Raw genomic sequence first — 17,305 nt, 5'->3', positions numbered from 1 at the left:
GGAGCAGTCTTTCATGACCGACAAGCGGATTGTCATTGCAGGTGGGCACGGCCAGATCGCCCAACACCTGACGCAGGTACTGACGGCGCACGGTGATCGGGCGGTGTCGCTGATCCGTAATACCGAGCATGTCGATGCCGTCACGGCGCTCGGCGCGTTACCGCAGGTGATCGACCTGGAGGCGGCGTCCGTCGACGAGTTGGCCGAGGTGCTCGCCGGGGCCGATGCAGTGGTCTTCGCTGCGGGTGCAGGACCGAACAGCGGTCCCGATCGGAAAGACACCGTCGATCGCGCCGGTGCCGTGCTGTTGGCCGACGCAGCCGAGAAGGCCGGTATCCGCCGTTACGTGCTGATCAGTTCTTTCGGCGCAGGTGAACCGGTGGCCGAGGACCTCGATGAGGGGTGGAAAGCGTACATCAAAGCCAAAACCGCTGCAGAAGAAGATGTTTCGGCGAGAAGTGGCTTGGACTGGACGATTCTGCGTCCCGGTAGGTTGACGGACGAGGATCCGCTGGATGCGGTGTCTCTCACCGAGCCGCCGATGGACGCCGGAAGCGTCCCGCGCGCCGATGTGGCCGCGGTGATCGCTCGGTTGATCGATACCGGTGGGGCCGTACGCAAAACTCTGATGTTGACCTCCGGCTCGACGTCGATCGCCGACGCCGTCGACGCGCTCGGCTGAAGGACCGGCTGTGCGAATACGGATCGATTCCTCGAATGCCACCCCGGTGTTCGAGCAGTTGCGAATGCAGATCCTCGGTCTGGTGCGGTCGGGAGAACTCATTGCGGGCACGAAGATTCCGACGGTTCGCGGGTTGGCCGAGGAACTGAAGATCGCACCGAACACGGTGGCCAAGACGTACCGAGAGCTCGAGCAGCAGGGTGTCATCGAGACGCGGGGTCGGTCGGGCTCGTTCGTCGCTTCGGGTGGGGATCCTTCGCGTGACATCGCTGCTCGTGCCGCGACGGAATTCGTCAGAACGGTGCGGTCGATCGGCTTGGACGACGAGCAGGCGCGAGCGTTCGTGGAATCTGCACTCAAGGGAGCCGACGGAGTTTAAGTTGACGCTTCAACATACTTCTGGGAAGGTGAACCAGCCCCTGTAGCCGTGCCAGAAGGATGACCCATGAACTCCACCCTCGTCCGCGATGCCGTCGCCCTCGTAGCCCGAATCGGTCTGGGCGTGGTCTTCATCGCTCACGGCTGGCAAAAGCTGAACACCTACGGCCTCGACGGTGCCGCAGCCAGTTTCGAGATGATGAACATCCCGCTGCCTACTGCATCGGCGTACTTCGCGACCTTCGTCGAACTCGTCGGCGGCGGCGCGCTGGTGCTGGGAATCTTCACCCCCGTCGCCGGACTGCTGCTGTTCCTCGACATGCTCGGTGCCGCAGTCTTCGTTCACTTCGAGCACGGCGTCTTCGTTGCCGACAACGGCTACGAACTGGTCGTCGCTCTCGGTGTAGGCGCACTGTTGCTCGCTGCGTTCGGTGCCGGACGCATCAGTATCGACGGTCTCACCAAAGGCAAGACCGCGCTACTGGCCTAGCGCCAACTGGGCAGCCACAGCTGCTCCTGCCACATCTGCGGAGTGATCGGCATGGCGGTGAGAATCGGCCACAGCCAGACGAAATTCGCGATCACCACGGCGAGGTACAGGGACACCAGCAGCAGTCCGGTACCTCGCCGTTCCGCTGAGGCCGTCGCCTTCCCGAGGATGTCGCCCAGTACCAACGCGAAGCCCATCACCATGAACGGGGCCAGGGCCACCGCGTAGAAGTAGTACATCTGCCGATCGAGAGTGGCGAACCAGGGCAGCAGTGCGGCCGAATACCCGACCAGCACCGCGGCGTAGCGCCAGTCACGTCGAACGAATGCGGACCAGATCACCCAGCCCAGCATCGGCAACGCCAGCCACCACATCGCCGGTGTACCGATCAGCATGATCGCCTTGACGCACGACGACGCCGAGCAGCCGGACACGTTCTCCCCGTCGGCGAAGTAGTAGAGCATCGGACGCAGGCCCATCGGCCATGTCCAGGGCTTCGATTCCCACGGATGCCGGTTGCCGGCCGAATTGGTCAGTCCCTCATGGAATTGCAACACATTGCCGCTGTAGTACCACAGCGACCGCAGCGCTTCGGGGACGAACGAGAACGGGCCGCCCGCGCCGATTCCGTTGCCGACCTCGTGTCGGTCGACGCCGGTCTCGGAGGTGAACCATGCCCAGTACGTCATCAGATACACCGCAGTCGGGACGACCACCAGTGCGTACAGCGCAGGCCCGACGTCGCGCGCGGCAGTTCCGCGCCACGGGCGCGAGACACCGTACGAGCGGCGGGCGGCCAGATCGAATGCGACACTCATCAATCCGAAGAACGCGATGAAGTACAGACCTGACCACTTGGTGGCGCAGGCCAGGCCGAGCAGGATCCCCGCCCCGAAACGCCACCACCGCACGCCCATTCGAGGACCGAGGACGCTGGCGTTCATCCGGCCCTCGTCACACACTGCGGACAGTCGCCGTCGCATGTCGTCACGGTCGACGATCAAGCAACCGAACGCGGCAGTGACGAACACGGCGAGAAAGATGTCCAGCATGCCGATCCGGCTGCTGACGAAGGTCACGCCGTCGACGGTCAGCAGAATGCCCGCGATCGCGCCCACCAGGGTCGAGCGTGCGAGGCGTCGGACAATGCGAATCACCAACAGAACCAACAGGGTTCCGGCCACTGCCGAGGAGAAACGCCAACCCCACCCGTTGTACCCGAACAGAGCTTCCCCGATGGCGATCAGTTGCTTGCCCACCGGTGGATGCACCACGAGTCCGTACGCCGGATTGTCTTCGAGGCCGCCACCGGTGAGTACCTGATAGCCCTGCGGGGCGTAGTGCTTCTCGTCGAAGACGGGAGTGCCCGCGTCGGTGGGGTAGCGCAACATCGTGAAACGAGTGATCGCGCAGATGGCGGTGATCACGATGGTGACGATCCAGCCGCGTCGAGCATCGGTGTCGTGGAACCAGTCGCGCGCGGCAACTGTCGGCCCGGGACTGACCATCGACCGGTCGCCGGAGCGCTCAGAGGTCAACAAGGTCACGTAGCGATCGTAGGCGTTGATCGGCGGTGCGCTTCAGGCCGCTGTGCCGCGTGCGGGACACTGGAGGCATGCTCATCCTTGCTGCCACCCCGATGGGCGACGTCGGTGATGCCTCGCAGCGCCTGCGCGACGCACTCGGCAGAGCCGATGTCGTCGCCGCCGAGGACACTCGGCGAACCAAACAACTCGCGTCCTCGCTCGGCGTGGTGATCGCAGGACGAGTTGTCAGCTTCTACGACCAGGTCGAGACGGCCCGGGTGCCGGCGCTGGTCGAGGCGGTGGCCGAGGGGAAGATGGTGCTGTTGGTGACCGATGCGGGGATGCCGTCGGTGAGCGATCCCGGTTATCGCCTCGTCGCCGCCTGCGTCGATGCAGATCTGCCGGTGACCTGTCTGCCCGGGCCGTCGGCGGTGACGACCGCGCTCGCGCTCTCCGGCCTCCCCGTCGAACGGTTCTGCTTCGACGGGTTCGCGCCCCGCAAGCAGGGACAGCGGCGTACCTATTTCCAGTCGGTGCGCGTCGAACCCCGCGCCATCGTCTTCTTCGAGGCACCGCATCGTCTCGTCGCCTGTCTCGAGGACGCTGTCGACGTACTCGGTCCCGACCGCAGGGCGGCAGTGTGCCGGGAGCTGACCAAGACCTACGAGCAGGTGCGACGCGGCGGGTTGGGGGAATTGCTCGAGTGGGCGCGGGGCGGCGTGCGCGGCGAGATCACCGTCGTGCTCGAAGGAGCGATCGCCGTCCCCGAGGAGCCCGAGGATCTCGTGGCCGAGGTGGAGACGCTGGTGGCGTCGGGCATGCGGTTGAAAGATGCCTGCGCGCAGGTGGCGGTCGAGGGCGTCTCCAAGCGTGAGGTCTACGAGGCCGTGCTCGCCGCCCGAAAAGAGCAGTAGCGGCCCTCAGCCCGTCACGTGCAGCCGCAGTCCCTCGGTGGCCGCCTCGAGGATCGTCTTGGTTCCCTTCTTCACCAGAAAGCCCGGTAGCGGAATCTTCGGGTCGACCGTCAACTCGAACTCCACATGGGTGCCCTTGCCCTTGGGCTTCAAGGTGTACCGCCCGTCCTGGGCCTTCTGCTGATTACTCTCCACCAGGGTCCACGACACCTCGTTCTCGGACCACGTGTACTCGACGAGCTGTTCGTCGTTGACGCCGACGATCGAGACGTGCATCTTGACGTGGTGCGGTCTGCCGTCGTCGAAGCGATCGACGACCTCGCACTTCTTGTGAACCGGGGACCACGAGGGGATGCCCTCGACATCGGCGAGAACCTCGAGGATTGCCGGTGCATCCGCGTCGATGTCCACTGACCTGTTCGCTGTGACTGCCATGGGGAGAAGGTATCTCAGCGATCGGCGTCGGGGCTGACGTTCCGCGCGAACTCGCCGATCGCTCGGAGCGCGCGGCGGGCCTCGGGCACGAAGTCGGCTGCCTGGAACACGTGGACCTGATCCTCGTACACCTGGAGTTCGCACTCGACGCCGGCGACAGCGAGGCGCTCGGCCATGAGTTCGGCGTCGGCATAGACCATTTCGGTGGAACCGACCTGAATCAACACCGGTGGCAGGCCGGTGAGGTCCCCGTCGACGGGAGAGACCCGAGGTCCCCGTTCGCCCTCGACGACGATGCGTGCATCGACGCGATCGGCCAGCGCGGTCAATGCGGGAACGGCCTTGGATGGAAAGACCGAACACTTCGACGCGTTCTCGTGATCGAGTTTGCCGGTGGGGTCCATATCGGTCAGCGGGGACATGGTGAAGATGCCTGCGGGTGCGGGGAGGCCGACGGTCCGCAGGGCCATGGTGACCATGAATGCGAGATATCCGCCGGCAGAGTCGCCGCCCAGGATGATCTGCTCCGGGCGGTAGCCGGAATCGAGGAGGAACCGGTACGCGTCGACGCCGTCCTCGACCGCGTGGCCGATCGGATTGCGCGGCATCATCCGGTAGTCGACCGACAGCACCGCACCGTCGACGTTCTCCGATACCCGCGAGGTCATGCGCCGATGCGTGCGCAGACCGCAGCAGACGAACGCTCCGCCGTGCAGGTAGAGAACCACCCGATCGGTGCCCGTTCCCTCCGCACGGATCCACTCGGCCTCGCATTCGGCCAGCATGACGCGGCTGCGGGTGGTGCCGCTGACCTGCGGAACCAGCAGTCCCGCGTAATCGACCAACCCCATCGGCCAGGGAAGGGAGGGTGCCTGCGCCCAGATCGTGAGGAACGGTCGAACCGTGAACTGGAGGTACTTGGACAAAATCTGCGATTGCAGGCTCGCGCCGCGGATGTCCTGCCTGCGTGCGGTGGCTGCCGGATCGGTCGATTTCACTACGGTGAGCGCCGGATTCATGACCGTCGCCTCCATCCCCGTCGTCGTTGCGCGCTGCGTATGCGCCGTGCGTCGGAACCCCGCGCTATATGGAACTCCTCTTAACGGACAATAGCGGGTAGCTTTTCGCGGCCCGTCGTAAGGTCGTGTTCTGAGTCACATTCGGTGCCGTACCGTGATCGAAAACAAATAGAAAAAAGGGACAGCTCATGGCACTCATGCCCATCACGGAATCGATGTTTCTGATCGCCGAGTCACGGGAGCACCCGATGCACGTAGGCGGTCTGGAGTTGTTCGTGCCGCCCGGCGATCCCCACGAGTTCGCCGAGGAAGTGCACCGCACGTTCACCCGGGGCGAGGTGTACGAGCTCTTCCGCAAGCGGCCGGCGCGTCCGGTGCAGATCATGGGCAATGTTGCCTGGGCGTTCGATCCGGACGTCGACTTCGAGTATCACGTCCGCCGAACCGTATTGCCGGCACCTGGACGTATTCGCGAGTTGTTCCAGTTCCTCTCGCTCAACCACAGCGCGCCACTGGATCGATACAAGCCGATGTGGGAGCTGCACATCATCGAGGGCTTGGCGGATGGGCGAATTGCGTTGTACACCAAGGTGCACCACTCGTTGGTCGACGGTGTGAGCGCCTTGAAGCTGATGCAGCGAACGCTGTCCACCGATCCGGACGATCGCAGCGGCCTCGCGACCTGGGACCCGTCCCTGTTCGGCCGGCGCAGGAAACAGGTCGCCGCGGAGCAGCCCGGGCGATTGGCGCAGCTCGGTGGTGGGTTGTCGATGGGGCGCAAGATCGTCGGGGATCTGGTCGACTTCGCGCCTGCGTCTGCGCGAATCGGATTGCGTGCGTTGAAGAAGCAGGGGGCGCAGCTGCCGTTGCAAGCGCCGAGGACGATGTTCAACGTGCCGATCGGCGGGGCTCGCCGCTTCGCCGCCGAGAGCTGGTCGATCGAACGGATTCGCGCGGTCGGCACCGCGCTCGATGCGACCCTCAACGACATGGTGCTGGCGATGTGCGCCGGTGCGCTGCGCGCATACCTGATCGATCAGAACGCATTGCCCGAGCAGCCGCTGATCGCGATGGTGCCCGTGTCGCTGCGCAAGGAAGGCGACGGCAGCGACTCCGGAAACTCGGTGACGACCATCCTGTGCAATCTGGGTACCGATGAGTCGGATCCGCTTCTGCGGTTGGAACGAATCAAGGATTCGACCGTCAAGGGCAAGCAGATGATGAGCGAGCTCAATACCCTCGAAGCGCTCGCCGTCGGCGCAATCACCATGGCCCCGTTGTTGTTCGGCCCGGTCCCCGGATTCGTCGACCACACTCCGCCGCCGTTCAACGTCATCATCTCCAACGTGCCGGGCTCGAAGGAGGATCTGTACTGGAACGGTGCGAAGCTCGACGGCATCTACCCCGCGTCGATCGTGGCGGACGGGCTGGCGCTCAACATCACCGTCGCCAGCAACGGCGACTCGTTGAACTTCGGTCTCATCGGATGCCGACGAAGTGTGCCGCACCTGCAGCGAATGCTGACGCACCTCGAGAACACGCTGGAGGAGCTCGAGAAGGCGGTGTGAGTGCCTGCGGCAGTGGTGCGGTCGAGTGCCGCAGAGGGCACATAACCGCACCACTGCGCGGAGCGCACTACTCGTACTTGGGGAACACCGGCGTCGGGGTCGGTAGTGCTGTTCCGGCGACCGAACGCGTTGCGATGGCGGAGAACTCGCGATCGGTTGTCCCCAGCAGGTCGAGAATGCGTGAGGCCGAATCCGGCATGACCGGCTGCGCCAGGATGCTCACGATGCGCAGTACCTCGATCGTCACGTACAACACCGTGGCCATGCGATCGGGATCGGTCTTGCGCAGCACCCATGGCTGCTGCAGCGAGAAGTAGCGGTTCGTCTCGCCGAGTACCGACCAGACCGCTTCGAGCGCGGAATGGATTGCCTGTACCTCGAATTCGCGGCGACAGATCTCGAGCAGCGCATCCGCGCGGGCCAGCATTTCCTCGTCCTCGGCGGTGAAGTCTCCCGGTGTCGGAAGCTTTCCTTCGAGGTTCTTGGCCACCATCGTCAGCGAACGCTGGGCGAGGTTGCCGAGTTCGTTGGACAGGTCGGCGTTGACGCGGGCGACGATCGCCTCGTGGCTGTAGCTGCCGTCCTGCCCGAACGAGACCTCGCGGAGGAAGAAGAAGCGCACTGGATCGAGGCCGTAGTTCTCCACCAACGAGTCCGGCGTGAGCACATTGCCCAAGGACTTGGACATCTTCTCACCCTTGACGTTCAAGAACCCGTGCACGAACACCCGCTTGGGCAGCTCGATGCCCGCGGACATCAGAAACGCCGGCCAGTAGACGGTGTGGAAGCGAGTGATGTCCTTGCCGATGACGTGCAGATCGGCGGGCCAGAACTTCTGGTACGCCTCCGAGTCGGTCTCGGGAAAACCCGCACCGGTCAGGTAGTTGGTCAACGCGTCGACCCACACGTACATCACGTGCGCGGGATCGCCCGGCACGGGCACACCCCAGTCGAACGTGGTCCGCGAGATCGACAGGTCGCGCAGACCGCCCTTGACGAAGTTCACGATCTCGTTTCGGCGCGTGTTCGGCGCGATGAAATCGGGCGAGGCGTCGTACAGCTCGAGCAGTTTGTCCTGGTACTGCGAGAGCCGGAAGAAGTACGACGGCTCCTCGGTCCACTCGACGGGCGTGTTCGTCTCGGTCGCGACGCGGGAGCCGTCCTCGCCGAGGGTGGTTTCGGCCTCGGTGTAGAAGGCCTCGTCGCGCACCGAGTACCAGCCGGAGAACGCGTCCAGATAGATGTCTCCGTTCGCTTCCATCCGCCGCCACAGTTCCTGGCTCGCCGCGTGATGGTCGGCGTCGGTGGTCCGGATGAAGCGGCCGTAGGAGCTCTGCAGCAGATCGTGAGCTGCCTGGAAGGCGTCGGAATTGCGCGCCGCGAGCTGGCGGACGTCGATGCCCTCGTTCTGCGCGGTCTGCTGCATCTTGAGGCCGTGCTCGTCGGTTCCGGTCAGAAAGCGTACGTCGTAGCCGTCGAGGCGCTTGAAGCGCGCAATCGTGTCGGTGGCGATGTACTCGTACGCATGCCCGATGTGGGGTGCTCCGTTGGGGTACGCGATTGCCGTGGTGACGTAGAAGGGTGGCCGTGAGGCATCAGCTGGCGCAGTCATGGTGGGCCTACTCTATCCAGCGTGAGTAGAGAACGTCCCGCGCCACCGCTGCCCGAGCCCGTCGGCCCCCTCGTCGACGCCCACACCCACCTCGACGCGTGCGGCGCGACCGATGCGGCGAGTGTGGCTGCGATCGTCGATCGAGCGGAGTCCGTCGGTGTCACGCGCGTGGTCACCATCGCCGACGATCTCGAGGCCGCACGCTTCGCCGTCGACGCCGCCTCGTGGGATCCGCGGGTGTGGGCAGCGGTCGCCATCCACCCCACTCGCGCGAACGTGCTCGACGACGCCGTCAGGGCGGAGATCGAGAGGTTGGCGTCCGACCCCCGCGTCGTCGCTGTCGGTGAGACAGGCTTGGACTACTACTGGCCCGGCAAGCTCGACGGGTGCGCGACGGTGACCGAGCAGCACGACGGGTTCCGCTGGCACATCGATCTGGCGAAGCGGCTGGGTAAACCGCTGATGATCCACAACCGCGAGGCGGACGAGGATCTGCTCGCCGTCCTGAGTGCGGAGGGCGCTCCCGAGACGGTGATCTTCCATTGCTTCTCGGGAGGTCCCGAGACTGCGAGGGCCTGCGTCGATGCCGGTTACGTACTCAGTTTCTCCGGAACGGTCAGCTTCAAGAATGCGCACGCGCTGCGGGAGGCCGCGCTGCTGGTGCCCGACGAGCTCGTGCTGGTCGAGACGGACGCGCCGTTTCTGACTCCTCATCCGTTCCGTGGAGCGCCGAACGAGTCGTACTGCCTGCCGTACACCGCGCGGGCATTGGCGGAGGTGCGTGGTCAGGATCCGGCCGAGTTGGCTGCGCACGCCACGGCGAACGCGGAGCGGGTGTACCGCCTGTAGCAGCTGAAGTTGCGAGGCAGGGGCGAATTCGTTACCGTACCGTGACCGAACTCGGGCGTTTCGACGCCGAAGTCACGCACGCAACCGCCAGGACTACGAAACTTTGTCGACTATCAGACGCCTCAACTCCACCCGCTCGACCACGCTGTACCTGGTCATCGCGGCTCTGTTGATGACGCTGGTCGCCGGCGGTGCAATGGCGGTCAGTCGTCACAAGACCGTGACCATCGACGTCGACGGCGACATGATCTCGCTCAGCACGATGAAGACCGACGTCAACAGTGCCCTGATCGACGCCGGCTACGCGCCGTCCGACAAGGACCTCGTCGTCCCGGCACCGGACACCGGGCTCAGCGACGGCGACACCGTCGTTCTGCGCCGCGCGCGTGAGATCACGCTGAACGTGGACGGTAAGCCCCAGGACATCTGGACCACGGCACTGACCGTCGAGGAAGCACTGCAGCAGTCCGGTCTGGACGAGGACGTGCACGTCTCTGCCTCACGCTCGGAGCGCTTGCCGCTGGACGGCACCGAACTCGACGTGGCGTTGCCCAAGCAGGTCTCGCTCGCCGACGGGGGTGCTCCCGCAACCCCGGTCACCGAAGCTGCACCGACCGTCCGTGAGTTCCTCGAAGCAGCGGGCGCTCCCCTCGAAGAAGCCGACACCGTCACCCCCGATCCCGATGCCACCGTCACCGACGGCACCGAGATCGTCGTCACGCGCAATCGCACCGTCACCAAGACCGAGACCACCGACGTCGATGCACCCGAGCAGCGCATCGAGGACCCGACGATGAACATGAGTCGGACGGTGGTCGAGGACCCCGGCGCTCCGGGTGTCTCCGACATCACCTGGAAGATCAACATGGTCAACGGCGTCGAGGTCGGCCGTGAGAAGGTCGACGAAGAGGTGAAGGTGCCCGCTCAGCCCAAGACCGTGCGCGTCGGAGCCAAGCCCGGCACCGAGGTGCCGCCAGTGGAGAACGGTGCGATCTGGGACGCGCTCGCACAGTGCGAGGCCACCGGTAACTGGGCCATCAACACCGGCAACGGCTTCTACGGCGGCGTGCAGTTCGATCAGAACACCTGGGAACGCCAGGGCGGACTCAAGTACGCACCGCGCGCCGATCTCGCCACCCGCGAAGAACAGATCGCCATCGCATCGGTGACGCAGAAGTCCCAGGGTTGGGGCGCATGGCCTGCCTGCACCTCCCGACTGGGTTACCGCTGAGCGCCTGCGTAGAGTTTCGGCTGTGTCCGAACATGTGAGGGGATCTGCGGCACTGCTCGGTCCCGCCGAGGTCCGCTCCCTCGCCGCCGAGCTCGATGTCCGACCCACCAAGCAACTCGGCCAGAATTTCGTCCACGACGCCAACACCGTTCGACGCATCGTCGCCTCGGCCGGCGTCGGCCCACAGGACTCGGTACTCGAGGTCGGCCCCGGACTCGGTTCGTTGACGCTCGCACTGCTCGACGTCGCGGAGTCGGTCGTCGCCGTCGAAATCGACCCCAAGCTCGCGACCCGGTTGCCCATCACGGTGGCAGAGCGGGCTCCGACTCTGGCCGACCGACTGACCGTGATCGAGGCGGACGCCCTGCGCGTGCGGGCCGCAGACATCGCAGGGGAACCGACAGCGCTGGTGGCGAACCTGCCGTACAACGTCGCGGTGCCGGTCCTGATCCACTTGTTCTCGGAGCTGCCGAGTCTCCGCGTTGCCGTGGTGATGGTGCAGGCCGAGGTGGCCGATCGGCTCGCGGCAGTGCCGGGCAGCAAGATCTACGGCATTCCGAGCGTCAAGGCCAGATTCTTCGGTGACGTCAAAAGGGCAGGCGCTGTGGGGCGTTCGGTGTTCTGGCCGGTGCCCAAGGTCGAGTCCGGTCTGGTGCGCATCGATCGGTACGCCGAGCCGCCGTGGCCGACCGACACCGCTCATCGCAAGGCCGTGTTCGCGGTGATCGACGCCGCATTCGCGCAGCGACGCAAGACCTTACGTGCCGCCCTGGCCGGGTGGGCCGGCTCTCCGACTGCCGCCGAGCGCCGACTCCGCGAGGCAGGAATCGACCCGACGGCGCGCGGCGAAACCATCGACGCCGCAGCCTTCGTCCGTTTGGCCGCCACCGAAGCCTGAGGGCTGCTCTACAGGTGGATGTCCGACAATCGCGTCAGCTCGGTCCACCTCGACGCCTCCGCACGAGCGGCGGCCACCGGTGCATAGCGATCGGCGTCGATCAGCACCTCCAGATCGAGACCGGTGGCCGAGGAGATATCGGCCACCGGTACCTGATAAGTCCGGTAGGGGCCGAGCGGCGGGGGATCGGTCTCCACTCGCAGGGGTTTGTCGAGAATCGGATCGAGGGACGGCGACTGGTCCAGCACGTAACCGGTGCAGGCGGGAGCCGCATCCTGCGACCACACGGCGATCTTGAAGAACCGCCGCGGAATGGCGAAGCCGCGGTACCCCGGATCGTCCTGCGCGAAGATGCATCCGCTGAACACCGAAAGGCGTCGGCCGTACTGCTCGGCGTAGCCGAGAACGTAGTCCTCGAGCCCGAGCCAGAGCGTCTTGGACTGGTTCAGGGTGGCCGTCTGTGGAGCGCACACCGTGTAGTGGAAGGTGTCGGCGTTGGCGCGCCGTGCTACCGACAGCTCACCCCACACCGGATCTCGCCTGCGCACCAGATGTCCGCGATCGAGGTCGTTGTTCGAGTACAACTCGTTGCCGGCCTGCTGCGACGCGGGAAGTCGGTCGTCCAACCTCCAATTGTCGCTCCGCGCAACATCCTTCAGGCTCCCACCGTCGATGTTGACTCCGGTGACCGCCGCGAGGCGTCGGGCAGGATCGATGGACACCGAGAAGTGCGTGTACGCAAGCGTCACCAGGTCGGGGTGATCGGGCAACCTGGGCCGATCGGGCGACCTGGGCCGATCGGGCAACGGAACGTCGACATCGGCCAGAAACTTCGGGTCGAAACCGAGGGCTGTCGTCATCGCTGCATTGACTCACGTTCCGGTTACCGGCACGTGAACCGCCGCACGATAGCGTTCGGTCAGGCGTGCGTGCCGCTCGGCGACCAGCCGGCACTCCTCGCGCAGCTCCGGTGGATCGAGCACGGTGAAATCGGTGTCGAATGCCGCCAACCACCGCGCGATCGACGGCAGCGAATCACCCGAGAGCACCACAGCACATGTGCTCTCGTCGATGGTCTCGAGTGCGCCCCACTGCTCGTCCACCATCGGCGCGATCGTCTCGATAGGGGCGTGCAGCGCGATCCTCGCCTGCACCACTGCGAATGCCCGATCGATTCCTCTCGAGACGAACGCGGCTGCGCCACCCTCCGGCAACTCTCGCGGGGTGAACCGAGGACCCGTGGGAATCTTCGGAACCAGCCGATCCACCCGATACGATCGCCAATCCTCCCGCAGCACATCCCAGCCCAGTAGATACCAACGGGCACCCGCCCGCACCAGGCTGTACGGCTCCACCTCGCGCCTGGACTCCGAACCGTCGTGCTTGCGGTAGTCGAAGCGCAGCCGCTCATGCCCGTGGCACACCGCCGCCACCGTCGACAGCACCGAAGCGTCCACCGCCGAGCGCGGGGTGCGTTCGACTACATCGATGCGCAGAGCATCGAGTCGATGCCGAATGCGCGAGGGCATCACCTGACGCAATTTCGTCAACGCCCGCAACGACGCCTCCCCGATGCCCGCCACCGACCCACCGGCCGCCGACTGCAACCCGAACGCCACGGCGAGGGCCTCGTCGTCGTCGAGCAGCAACGGCGGCATCTCGGCACCGGGACCAAGTTGATAGCCGCCGCCCACTCCCGGCGTCGCATTGACCGGATAACCGATCTCACGCAGCTTGTCCACATCGCGCCGCAGCGTCCGAGGAGTGACATCGAGCCGTTCCGCCAACTCGGAGCCCGCCCAATCGCGACGGGTCTGGAGCAGAGACAGCAGCCGCAGCAGCCGAGCCGAGGTTTCTTTCATACCGACACACTGCCACGTAATGCGGACATGTTCGGTCCGCTTTCCCGCCTCGATACCGCCACCGCAGTCCACTCGATGTGACATCGACCCCCGAAAAGTGCTCGATGGTCGTTCCGCGGGCTCCACTCCAGTCCACTGAACGTCACATCGAGTACTCGATGGCGGCCGCCCTGGTGGTGAACTCAGGCCTCGTTTCTCCACTACTGTGGTTACCCGTGCTGTCTGTCGTTCCCACACCCGTCGTCGTTCGGGCCCCCTCGAAGGTGAATCTGCATCTGTCGGTCGGTGACCTGCGTCCCGACGGCTTTCACGAGTTGACGACGGTGTTCCAGGCCCTCTCGCTCTCGGACGAGCTGTCGGTCGTTCCGGCGAAAGCTCTGTCGGTGCGGGTCCGCGGCGACGACGCGAGGGTGGTTCCCACGGATTCGCGAAATCTCGTGTGGAAAGCAGCGGAGCTGTTGGGGCGTCGAGTCGGGCGCGAGCCGTTGGTCGAGATCACCATCGACAAGGGCATTCCGGTTGCAGGCGGGATGGCAGGCGGCAGTGCCGATGCCGCCGCGGCGTTGGTCGCGCTCAATTCGATGTGGCATCTGGACCTGTCGCGTGACGAGTTGGACGAGGTCGCCGCTGAGCTCGGCAGCGACGTGCCGTTCTCGCTGCACGGCGGCACCGCTGTGGGGACAGGTCGCGGAGAGAAGCTGCTTCCGGTGCTCTCGCGCAACAGTTTTCACTGGGTGCTGGCATTGGCGAAGGGTGGTCTGCAGACGCCTGCGGTGTACAACGAGCTCGACGAGTTGCGGGCCAAGGGCGATCCGCCGCGTCTCGGGGGCACCGAAGACCTGATGCATGCGCTCGCGTCCGGCGATCCGCGGGCGCTGGCACCGTTGCTCGGCAACGATCTCCAGGCTGCGGCGGTGTCGCTGATGCCACAGTTGCGTCGGACATTGCGTGCGGGGGTCACCGCGGGCGCGTTGGCGGGAATCGTGTCCGGTTCGGGACCGACCTGCGCGTTCCTGTGTGCCGATGCCGATGCGGCGGTGTCGGTGAGTGCTGAATTGTCCGGTGCAGGCGTATGCCGCACCGTCCGCGTTGCGAGTGGGCCGGTTCCCGGTGCTCGTGTTGTCACTAGCGAATCGATTGGTTCTTCCTGATGGTCAATCTCGTCAATCTCGAAAACGTCAGCAAGTCTTTCGGCGTCAAACCTCTGCTCGACGGTGTCTCCCTCGGCGTGCAAGAGGGCGAACGCATCGGCATGGTCGGCCTCAACGGTGGCGGTAAGACCACCACCCTCGAGGTTCTCGCCGGCATCGAACCGCCCGATTCGGGACGCGTCAGTCGGGTCAACGGCCTGCGGATGGCGGTGGTCACCCAGCGCGGTGTGCTGCCGCCCGGGTCGACTGTCGGCCAGGTGGTGCTCGACCCGCTCGGTATGGCCGAGCACGAGTGGGCAGGCGACTCGAGGGTGCGCAACATCTTGACCGGTATCGGTATCGCCGATCTGGGGCCGTCGGGCAGTTCGGGGCTCGACGCGCCGATCGACAACCTCTCCGGTGGCGAGCGTCGACGAGTTGCGTTGGCTGCGGCTCTGGTTCAGGATCTCGACCTCCTGGTGCTCGACGAGCCGACCAACCACCTCGACGTCGAGGGTGTGCAGTGGTTGGCCGCGCACCTGGTCAGCCGTCGTAGCGCGCTGGTGGTCGTGACCCACGATCGCTGGTTCCTCGATACCGTCGCCAATCGGACGTGGGAAGTGGTCGGCGGCGGGGTCGAGGCCTACGAGGGTGGCTACAACGACTGGGTGTTCGCTCGCGCCGAGCGATCCCGCCAGGCGGACGCGTCCGAGGAGCGGCGACGCAACCTCGCCCGCAAGGAATTGGCGTGGCTGCGCCGCGGCGCTCCGGCCCGTACCTCCAAGCCGAAGTACCGCATCGAAGCGGCCGAGGCCCTGATTGCCGACGTGCCTGCACCCCGCGACTCGGTGGCGTTGGCGTCGTTCGCTCAGCGCAGGCTCGGGAAGGTCGTTATCGAACTCGAAGACGCTCGCCTGGAAACCCCGGACGGCCGCGAGTTGGTGAAGGATTTCACGTGGCGGCTGGCACCGGGGGAGCGCGTCGGACTCGTCGGGGTCAACGGCTCCGGCAAGACGACTTTGCTGCGCACCCTCGCCGGAGAGCTGCAGCCGGCTCGGGGCAAGCGCATCCAGGGCCAGACCGTCAGCATCGGTTGGCTCAAGCAGGAACTCGACGACCTGCCCAAGAACCTGCGGGTGCTCGACGCGGTCAAGGAAGTCGCCGAGCGAATAACGCTGGGGGACAAGGAAGTATCGGCCGGTCAGCTTGCCGAGCGGCTGGGCTTCACCCCGGCTCGCCAGCGAACTCCCGTCGGTGATCTTTCCGGTGGTGAGCGGCGTCGGCTGCAACTGACGCGGGTGCTGATGGCCGAGCCCAACGTGTTGCTGCTCGACGAGCCGACCAACGATCTCGACATCGACACCTTGCAACAGCTCGAGGATCTGCTCGACGGCTGGGCAGGCACGTTGGTGGTCATCAGCCACGATCGATACCTGATCGAGCGCATCTGCGATTCGACCTGGGCGCTGTTCGGCGACGGCAAGCTCACCAACCTGCCCGGCGGAATCGACGAGTATCTGCGTCGACGTGCGGTCCTTGCCGCCGAGGCCACGCCGGATTCACTGACCACCGGTAGCGTGCCGCGCAAGGCGACCCGTGATGCCGCGTCCGAGCGTGCTGCTCGCAAAGAGCTCAGCAAGCTCGAGAAGCTCGTCGTCCGGCTGTCCAAGCGGGAGACCGAATTGCACGCGGAGCTGGCGGAAGCGGCCACTGCGCCGGACAAGCTGGTGGTGCTCGACACCGAACTCAAGCAGGTCCTCGCCGACAAGGACGTCGCCGAGGAGCGCTGGATGGAACTGGCTGCCGAGTTGGAGTGAGCCGCTCCGCCGCATGTGCGTGACTGAGAAAAGGGTCGTTCCGCAGGCTCCACTCCTGGCATAGCGGGTCGTTCCGCAGGCTCCACTCCCGGCGTAGTGGGTCGTTCCGCAGGCTCCACTCCCGGCTCTCAGCCCCGCTGCGAAGTTTCGTGCACATGCGCGCAGCGCATACTGGAGGCATGGCATCGGTCGTCGCGAAAGTACTGGGCTCGGATTTTTCCCGTCTTCATCCCAAGGTGCAGTGGCGTTTCGGGTTGCAGTCTTCGGATGACCTCGCCCAGTTCGGGGTGGGTGTGATGGAGGAGATGACGCATTCGCGTCTGGTTCCGCCGCCGTTGTTGTGGGCGGGCCGTACACGCGGCCTCTTTCCGGCCGGTGTCGGTAAGGACGTGCCGTTCACTATCGCCAACTATGCGTATGTCGACGAATTGGGCCGCGAGACTTTGTCTTTCGTGCGTCGCTTCGCGTTCCCCGGCCGTCCGCAAGGGATGAATTCGGTGATGGTGTCCTCCGCCGTGTCCGACGCCTATGCCCTGGATTATCTGGGATTCTCCTCGGACATGGTGGTGCACACCACGTGTCGGGTGGACGACGAGGGCGGCCTGGTGCTCGAGAGCGAGGTGCCGCGATTTCTGCTCGGTCCCGTGGCTCCGAAGTTACCGAAGGTGGCGTCGGCTGTGACGATCGGTCGGGAGTGGTGGGATTCGGCCGAGGAACGACATCGCATCGAGATCGAGGTGCAGAGTCCTGTTCTCGGGCAGCTGTTTCTGTATCGCGGGTGGTTCACTGCGGAGGAGCGGCCGTGCCGGTCGGCAGATGTTCCCGAACAGGCGCGTCCGAGATCGGTCGAGTCTCGCGAATAGCGATACTCTTACGCCTCGGAGGATCTGCGGG

The 17,305-nt window shown here is 65.3% G+C and carries 17 protein-coding genes; 11 read left to right on the top strand and 6 right to left on the bottom strand.

Annotation, left to right across the window (positions count from 1 at the left end; translation table 11 throughout):
* The first annotated feature begins 13 nt into the window (after positions 1-13).
* From ACOQFP_RS25155 to ACOQFP_RS25145, 3 genes are all read left to right on the top strand, one after another.
* Positions 14-682 carry an SDR family oxidoreductase gene (locus tag ACOQFP_RS25155; RefSeq protein ID WP_421585826.1) on the top strand — a complete coding sequence of 223 codons (669 nt, stop codon included), beginning with the start codon at positions 14-16 and terminating at the stop codon, positions 680-682.
* A gap of 10 nt (positions 683-692) precedes the next feature.
* Positions 693-1,061, top strand: a complete 369-nt coding sequence (locus tag ACOQFP_RS25150) for a GntR family transcriptional regulator (protein WP_421585825.1) — start codon at positions 693-695, stop codon at positions 1,059-1,061.
* A gap of 66 nt (positions 1,062-1,127) precedes the next feature.
* Complete coding sequence (locus ACOQFP_RS25145; protein WP_421585824.1) at positions 1,128-1,550, top strand: DoxX family protein; 423 nt, start codon at positions 1,128-1,130, stop codon at positions 1,548-1,550.
* Here the strand turns inward: ACOQFP_RS25145 and ACOQFP_RS25140 are convergent.
* On the bottom strand, positions 1,547-3,058 hold the full coding sequence (locus ACOQFP_RS25140) for a dolichyl-phosphate-mannose--protein mannosyltransferase (RefSeq protein ID WP_206490621.1): 1,512 nt from the start codon (positions 3,056-3,058) through the stop codon (positions 1,547-1,549). The genes ACOQFP_RS25145 and ACOQFP_RS25140 overlap by 4 nt on opposite strands.
* Before the next feature lie 107 nt (positions 3,059-3,165).
* Here ACOQFP_RS25140 and rsmI point away from each other — a divergent pair, with 107 nt between their 5' ends.
* Positions 3,166-3,990 carry a 16S rRNA (cytidine(1402)-2'-O)-methyltransferase gene (gene rsmI, locus ACOQFP_RS25135; protein WP_421585823.1) on the top strand — a complete coding sequence of 275 codons (825 nt, stop codon included), beginning with the start codon at positions 3,166-3,168 and terminating at the stop codon, positions 3,988-3,990.
* A gap of 6 nt (positions 3,991-3,996) precedes the next feature.
* Here rsmI and ACOQFP_RS25130 read toward each other — a convergent pair whose 3' ends face one another.
* Positions 3,997-4,425: an SRPBCC family protein gene (locus ACOQFP_RS25130; protein ID WP_421585822.1), complete on the bottom strand. Its 429-nt coding sequence runs from the start codon at positions 4,423-4,425 to the stop codon at positions 3,997-3,999.
* 14 nt (positions 4,426-4,439) lie between these two features.
* On the bottom strand, positions 4,440-5,444 hold the full coding sequence (locus tag ACOQFP_RS25125; RefSeq protein WP_341244513.1) for an alpha/beta hydrolase: 1,005 nt from the start codon (positions 5,442-5,444) through the stop codon (positions 4,440-4,442).
* Between the two features lie 188 nt (positions 5,445-5,632).
* Between ACOQFP_RS25125 and ACOQFP_RS25120 the strand changes: the two genes are divergently transcribed.
* A complete protein-coding gene (locus tag ACOQFP_RS25120; RefSeq protein ID WP_206490104.1) occupies positions 5,633-7,012 on the top strand; it encodes a WS/DGAT/MGAT family O-acyltransferase in 1,380 nt (459 codons plus the stop codon).
* Positions 7,013-7,079: 67 nt separating this feature from the next.
* Here the strand turns inward: ACOQFP_RS25120 and metG are convergent, their stop codons facing one another.
* The gene (metG, locus tag ACOQFP_RS25115; RefSeq protein WP_341245111.1) at positions 7,080-8,624 is read right to left on the bottom strand and encodes a methionine--tRNA ligase; all 1,545 of its coding nucleotides are present in this window, start codon (positions 8,622-8,624) and stop codon (positions 7,080-7,082) included.
* A 21-nt stretch (positions 8,625-8,645) separates the two neighbouring features.
* On the opposite strand from metG, the gene ACOQFP_RS25110 reads away from it, so the two are divergent.
* The 3 genes from ACOQFP_RS25110 to rsmA all read left to right on the top strand — a co-directional run bounded on the left by ACOQFP_RS25110 (position 8,646) and on the right by rsmA (position 11,602).
* Positions 8,646-9,473, top strand: a complete 828-nt coding sequence (locus tag ACOQFP_RS25110; RefSeq protein WP_421585821.1) for a TatD family hydrolase — start codon at positions 8,646-8,648, stop codon at positions 9,471-9,473.
* 103 nt (positions 9,474-9,576) lie between these two features.
* A complete protein-coding gene (locus ACOQFP_RS25105) occupies positions 9,577-10,704 on the top strand; it encodes a resuscitation-promoting factor (RefSeq protein ID WP_206490107.1) in 1,128 nt (375 codons plus the stop codon).
* A gap of 22 nt (positions 10,705-10,726) precedes the next feature.
* On the top strand, positions 10,727-11,602 hold the full coding sequence (gene rsmA / locus ACOQFP_RS25100; RefSeq protein WP_421585820.1) for a 16S rRNA (adenine(1518)-N(6)/adenine(1519)-N(6))-dimethyltransferase RsmA: 876 nt from the start codon (positions 10,727-10,729) through the stop codon (positions 11,600-11,602).
* Positions 11,603-11,610: 8 nt separating this feature from the next.
* Here rsmA and ACOQFP_RS25095 read toward each other — a convergent pair whose 3' ends face one another.
* Positions 11,611-12,462, bottom strand: coding sequence for a DNA/RNA non-specific endonuclease (locus ACOQFP_RS25095; RefSeq protein ID WP_421585819.1), 852 nt, complete (start codon positions 12,460-12,462; stop codon positions 11,611-11,613).
* Positions 12,463-12,474: 12 nt separating this feature from the next.
* Positions 12,475-13,464 (bottom strand): helix-turn-helix transcriptional regulator, encoded by a 990-nt coding sequence (locus tag ACOQFP_RS25090; protein ID WP_421585818.1) that lies wholly within the window; start codon positions 13,462-13,464, stop codon positions 12,475-12,477.
* Between the two features lie 215 nt (positions 13,465-13,679).
* Here ACOQFP_RS25090 and ACOQFP_RS25085 point away from each other — a divergent pair, with 215 nt between their 5' ends.
* The 3 genes from ACOQFP_RS25085 (at position 13,680) to ACOQFP_RS25075 (ending at position 17,274) form a co-directional block, all read left to right on the top strand.
* Entirely contained in the window at positions 13,680-14,615 is a 936-nt protein-coding gene (locus ACOQFP_RS25085) for a 4-(cytidine 5'-diphospho)-2-C-methyl-D-erythritol kinase (RefSeq protein ID WP_206490111.1), read from the top strand.
* Positions 14,615-16,411: an ABC-F family ATP-binding cassette domain-containing protein gene (locus ACOQFP_RS25080; protein WP_206490112.1), complete on the top strand. Its 1,797-nt coding sequence runs from the start codon at positions 14,615-14,617 to the stop codon at positions 16,409-16,411. The genes ACOQFP_RS25085 and ACOQFP_RS25080 overlap by 1 nt, the downstream gene beginning before the upstream one ends.
* A gap of 179 nt (positions 16,412-16,590) precedes the next feature.
* Positions 16,591-17,274, top strand: a complete 684-nt coding sequence (locus tag ACOQFP_RS25075) for a DUF4166 domain-containing protein (protein ID WP_206490113.1) — start codon at positions 16,591-16,593, stop codon at positions 17,272-17,274.
* Positions 17,275-17,305: the final 31 nt, after the last annotated feature.

This window comes from Rhodococcus sp. MALMAid1271 (genome assembly GCF_049195265.1).
GTDB lineage: Bacteria > Actinomycetota > Actinomycetes > Mycobacteriales > Mycobacteriaceae > Rhodococcoides.
This window is presented reverse-complemented; position numbering and strand designations above follow the sequence as displayed.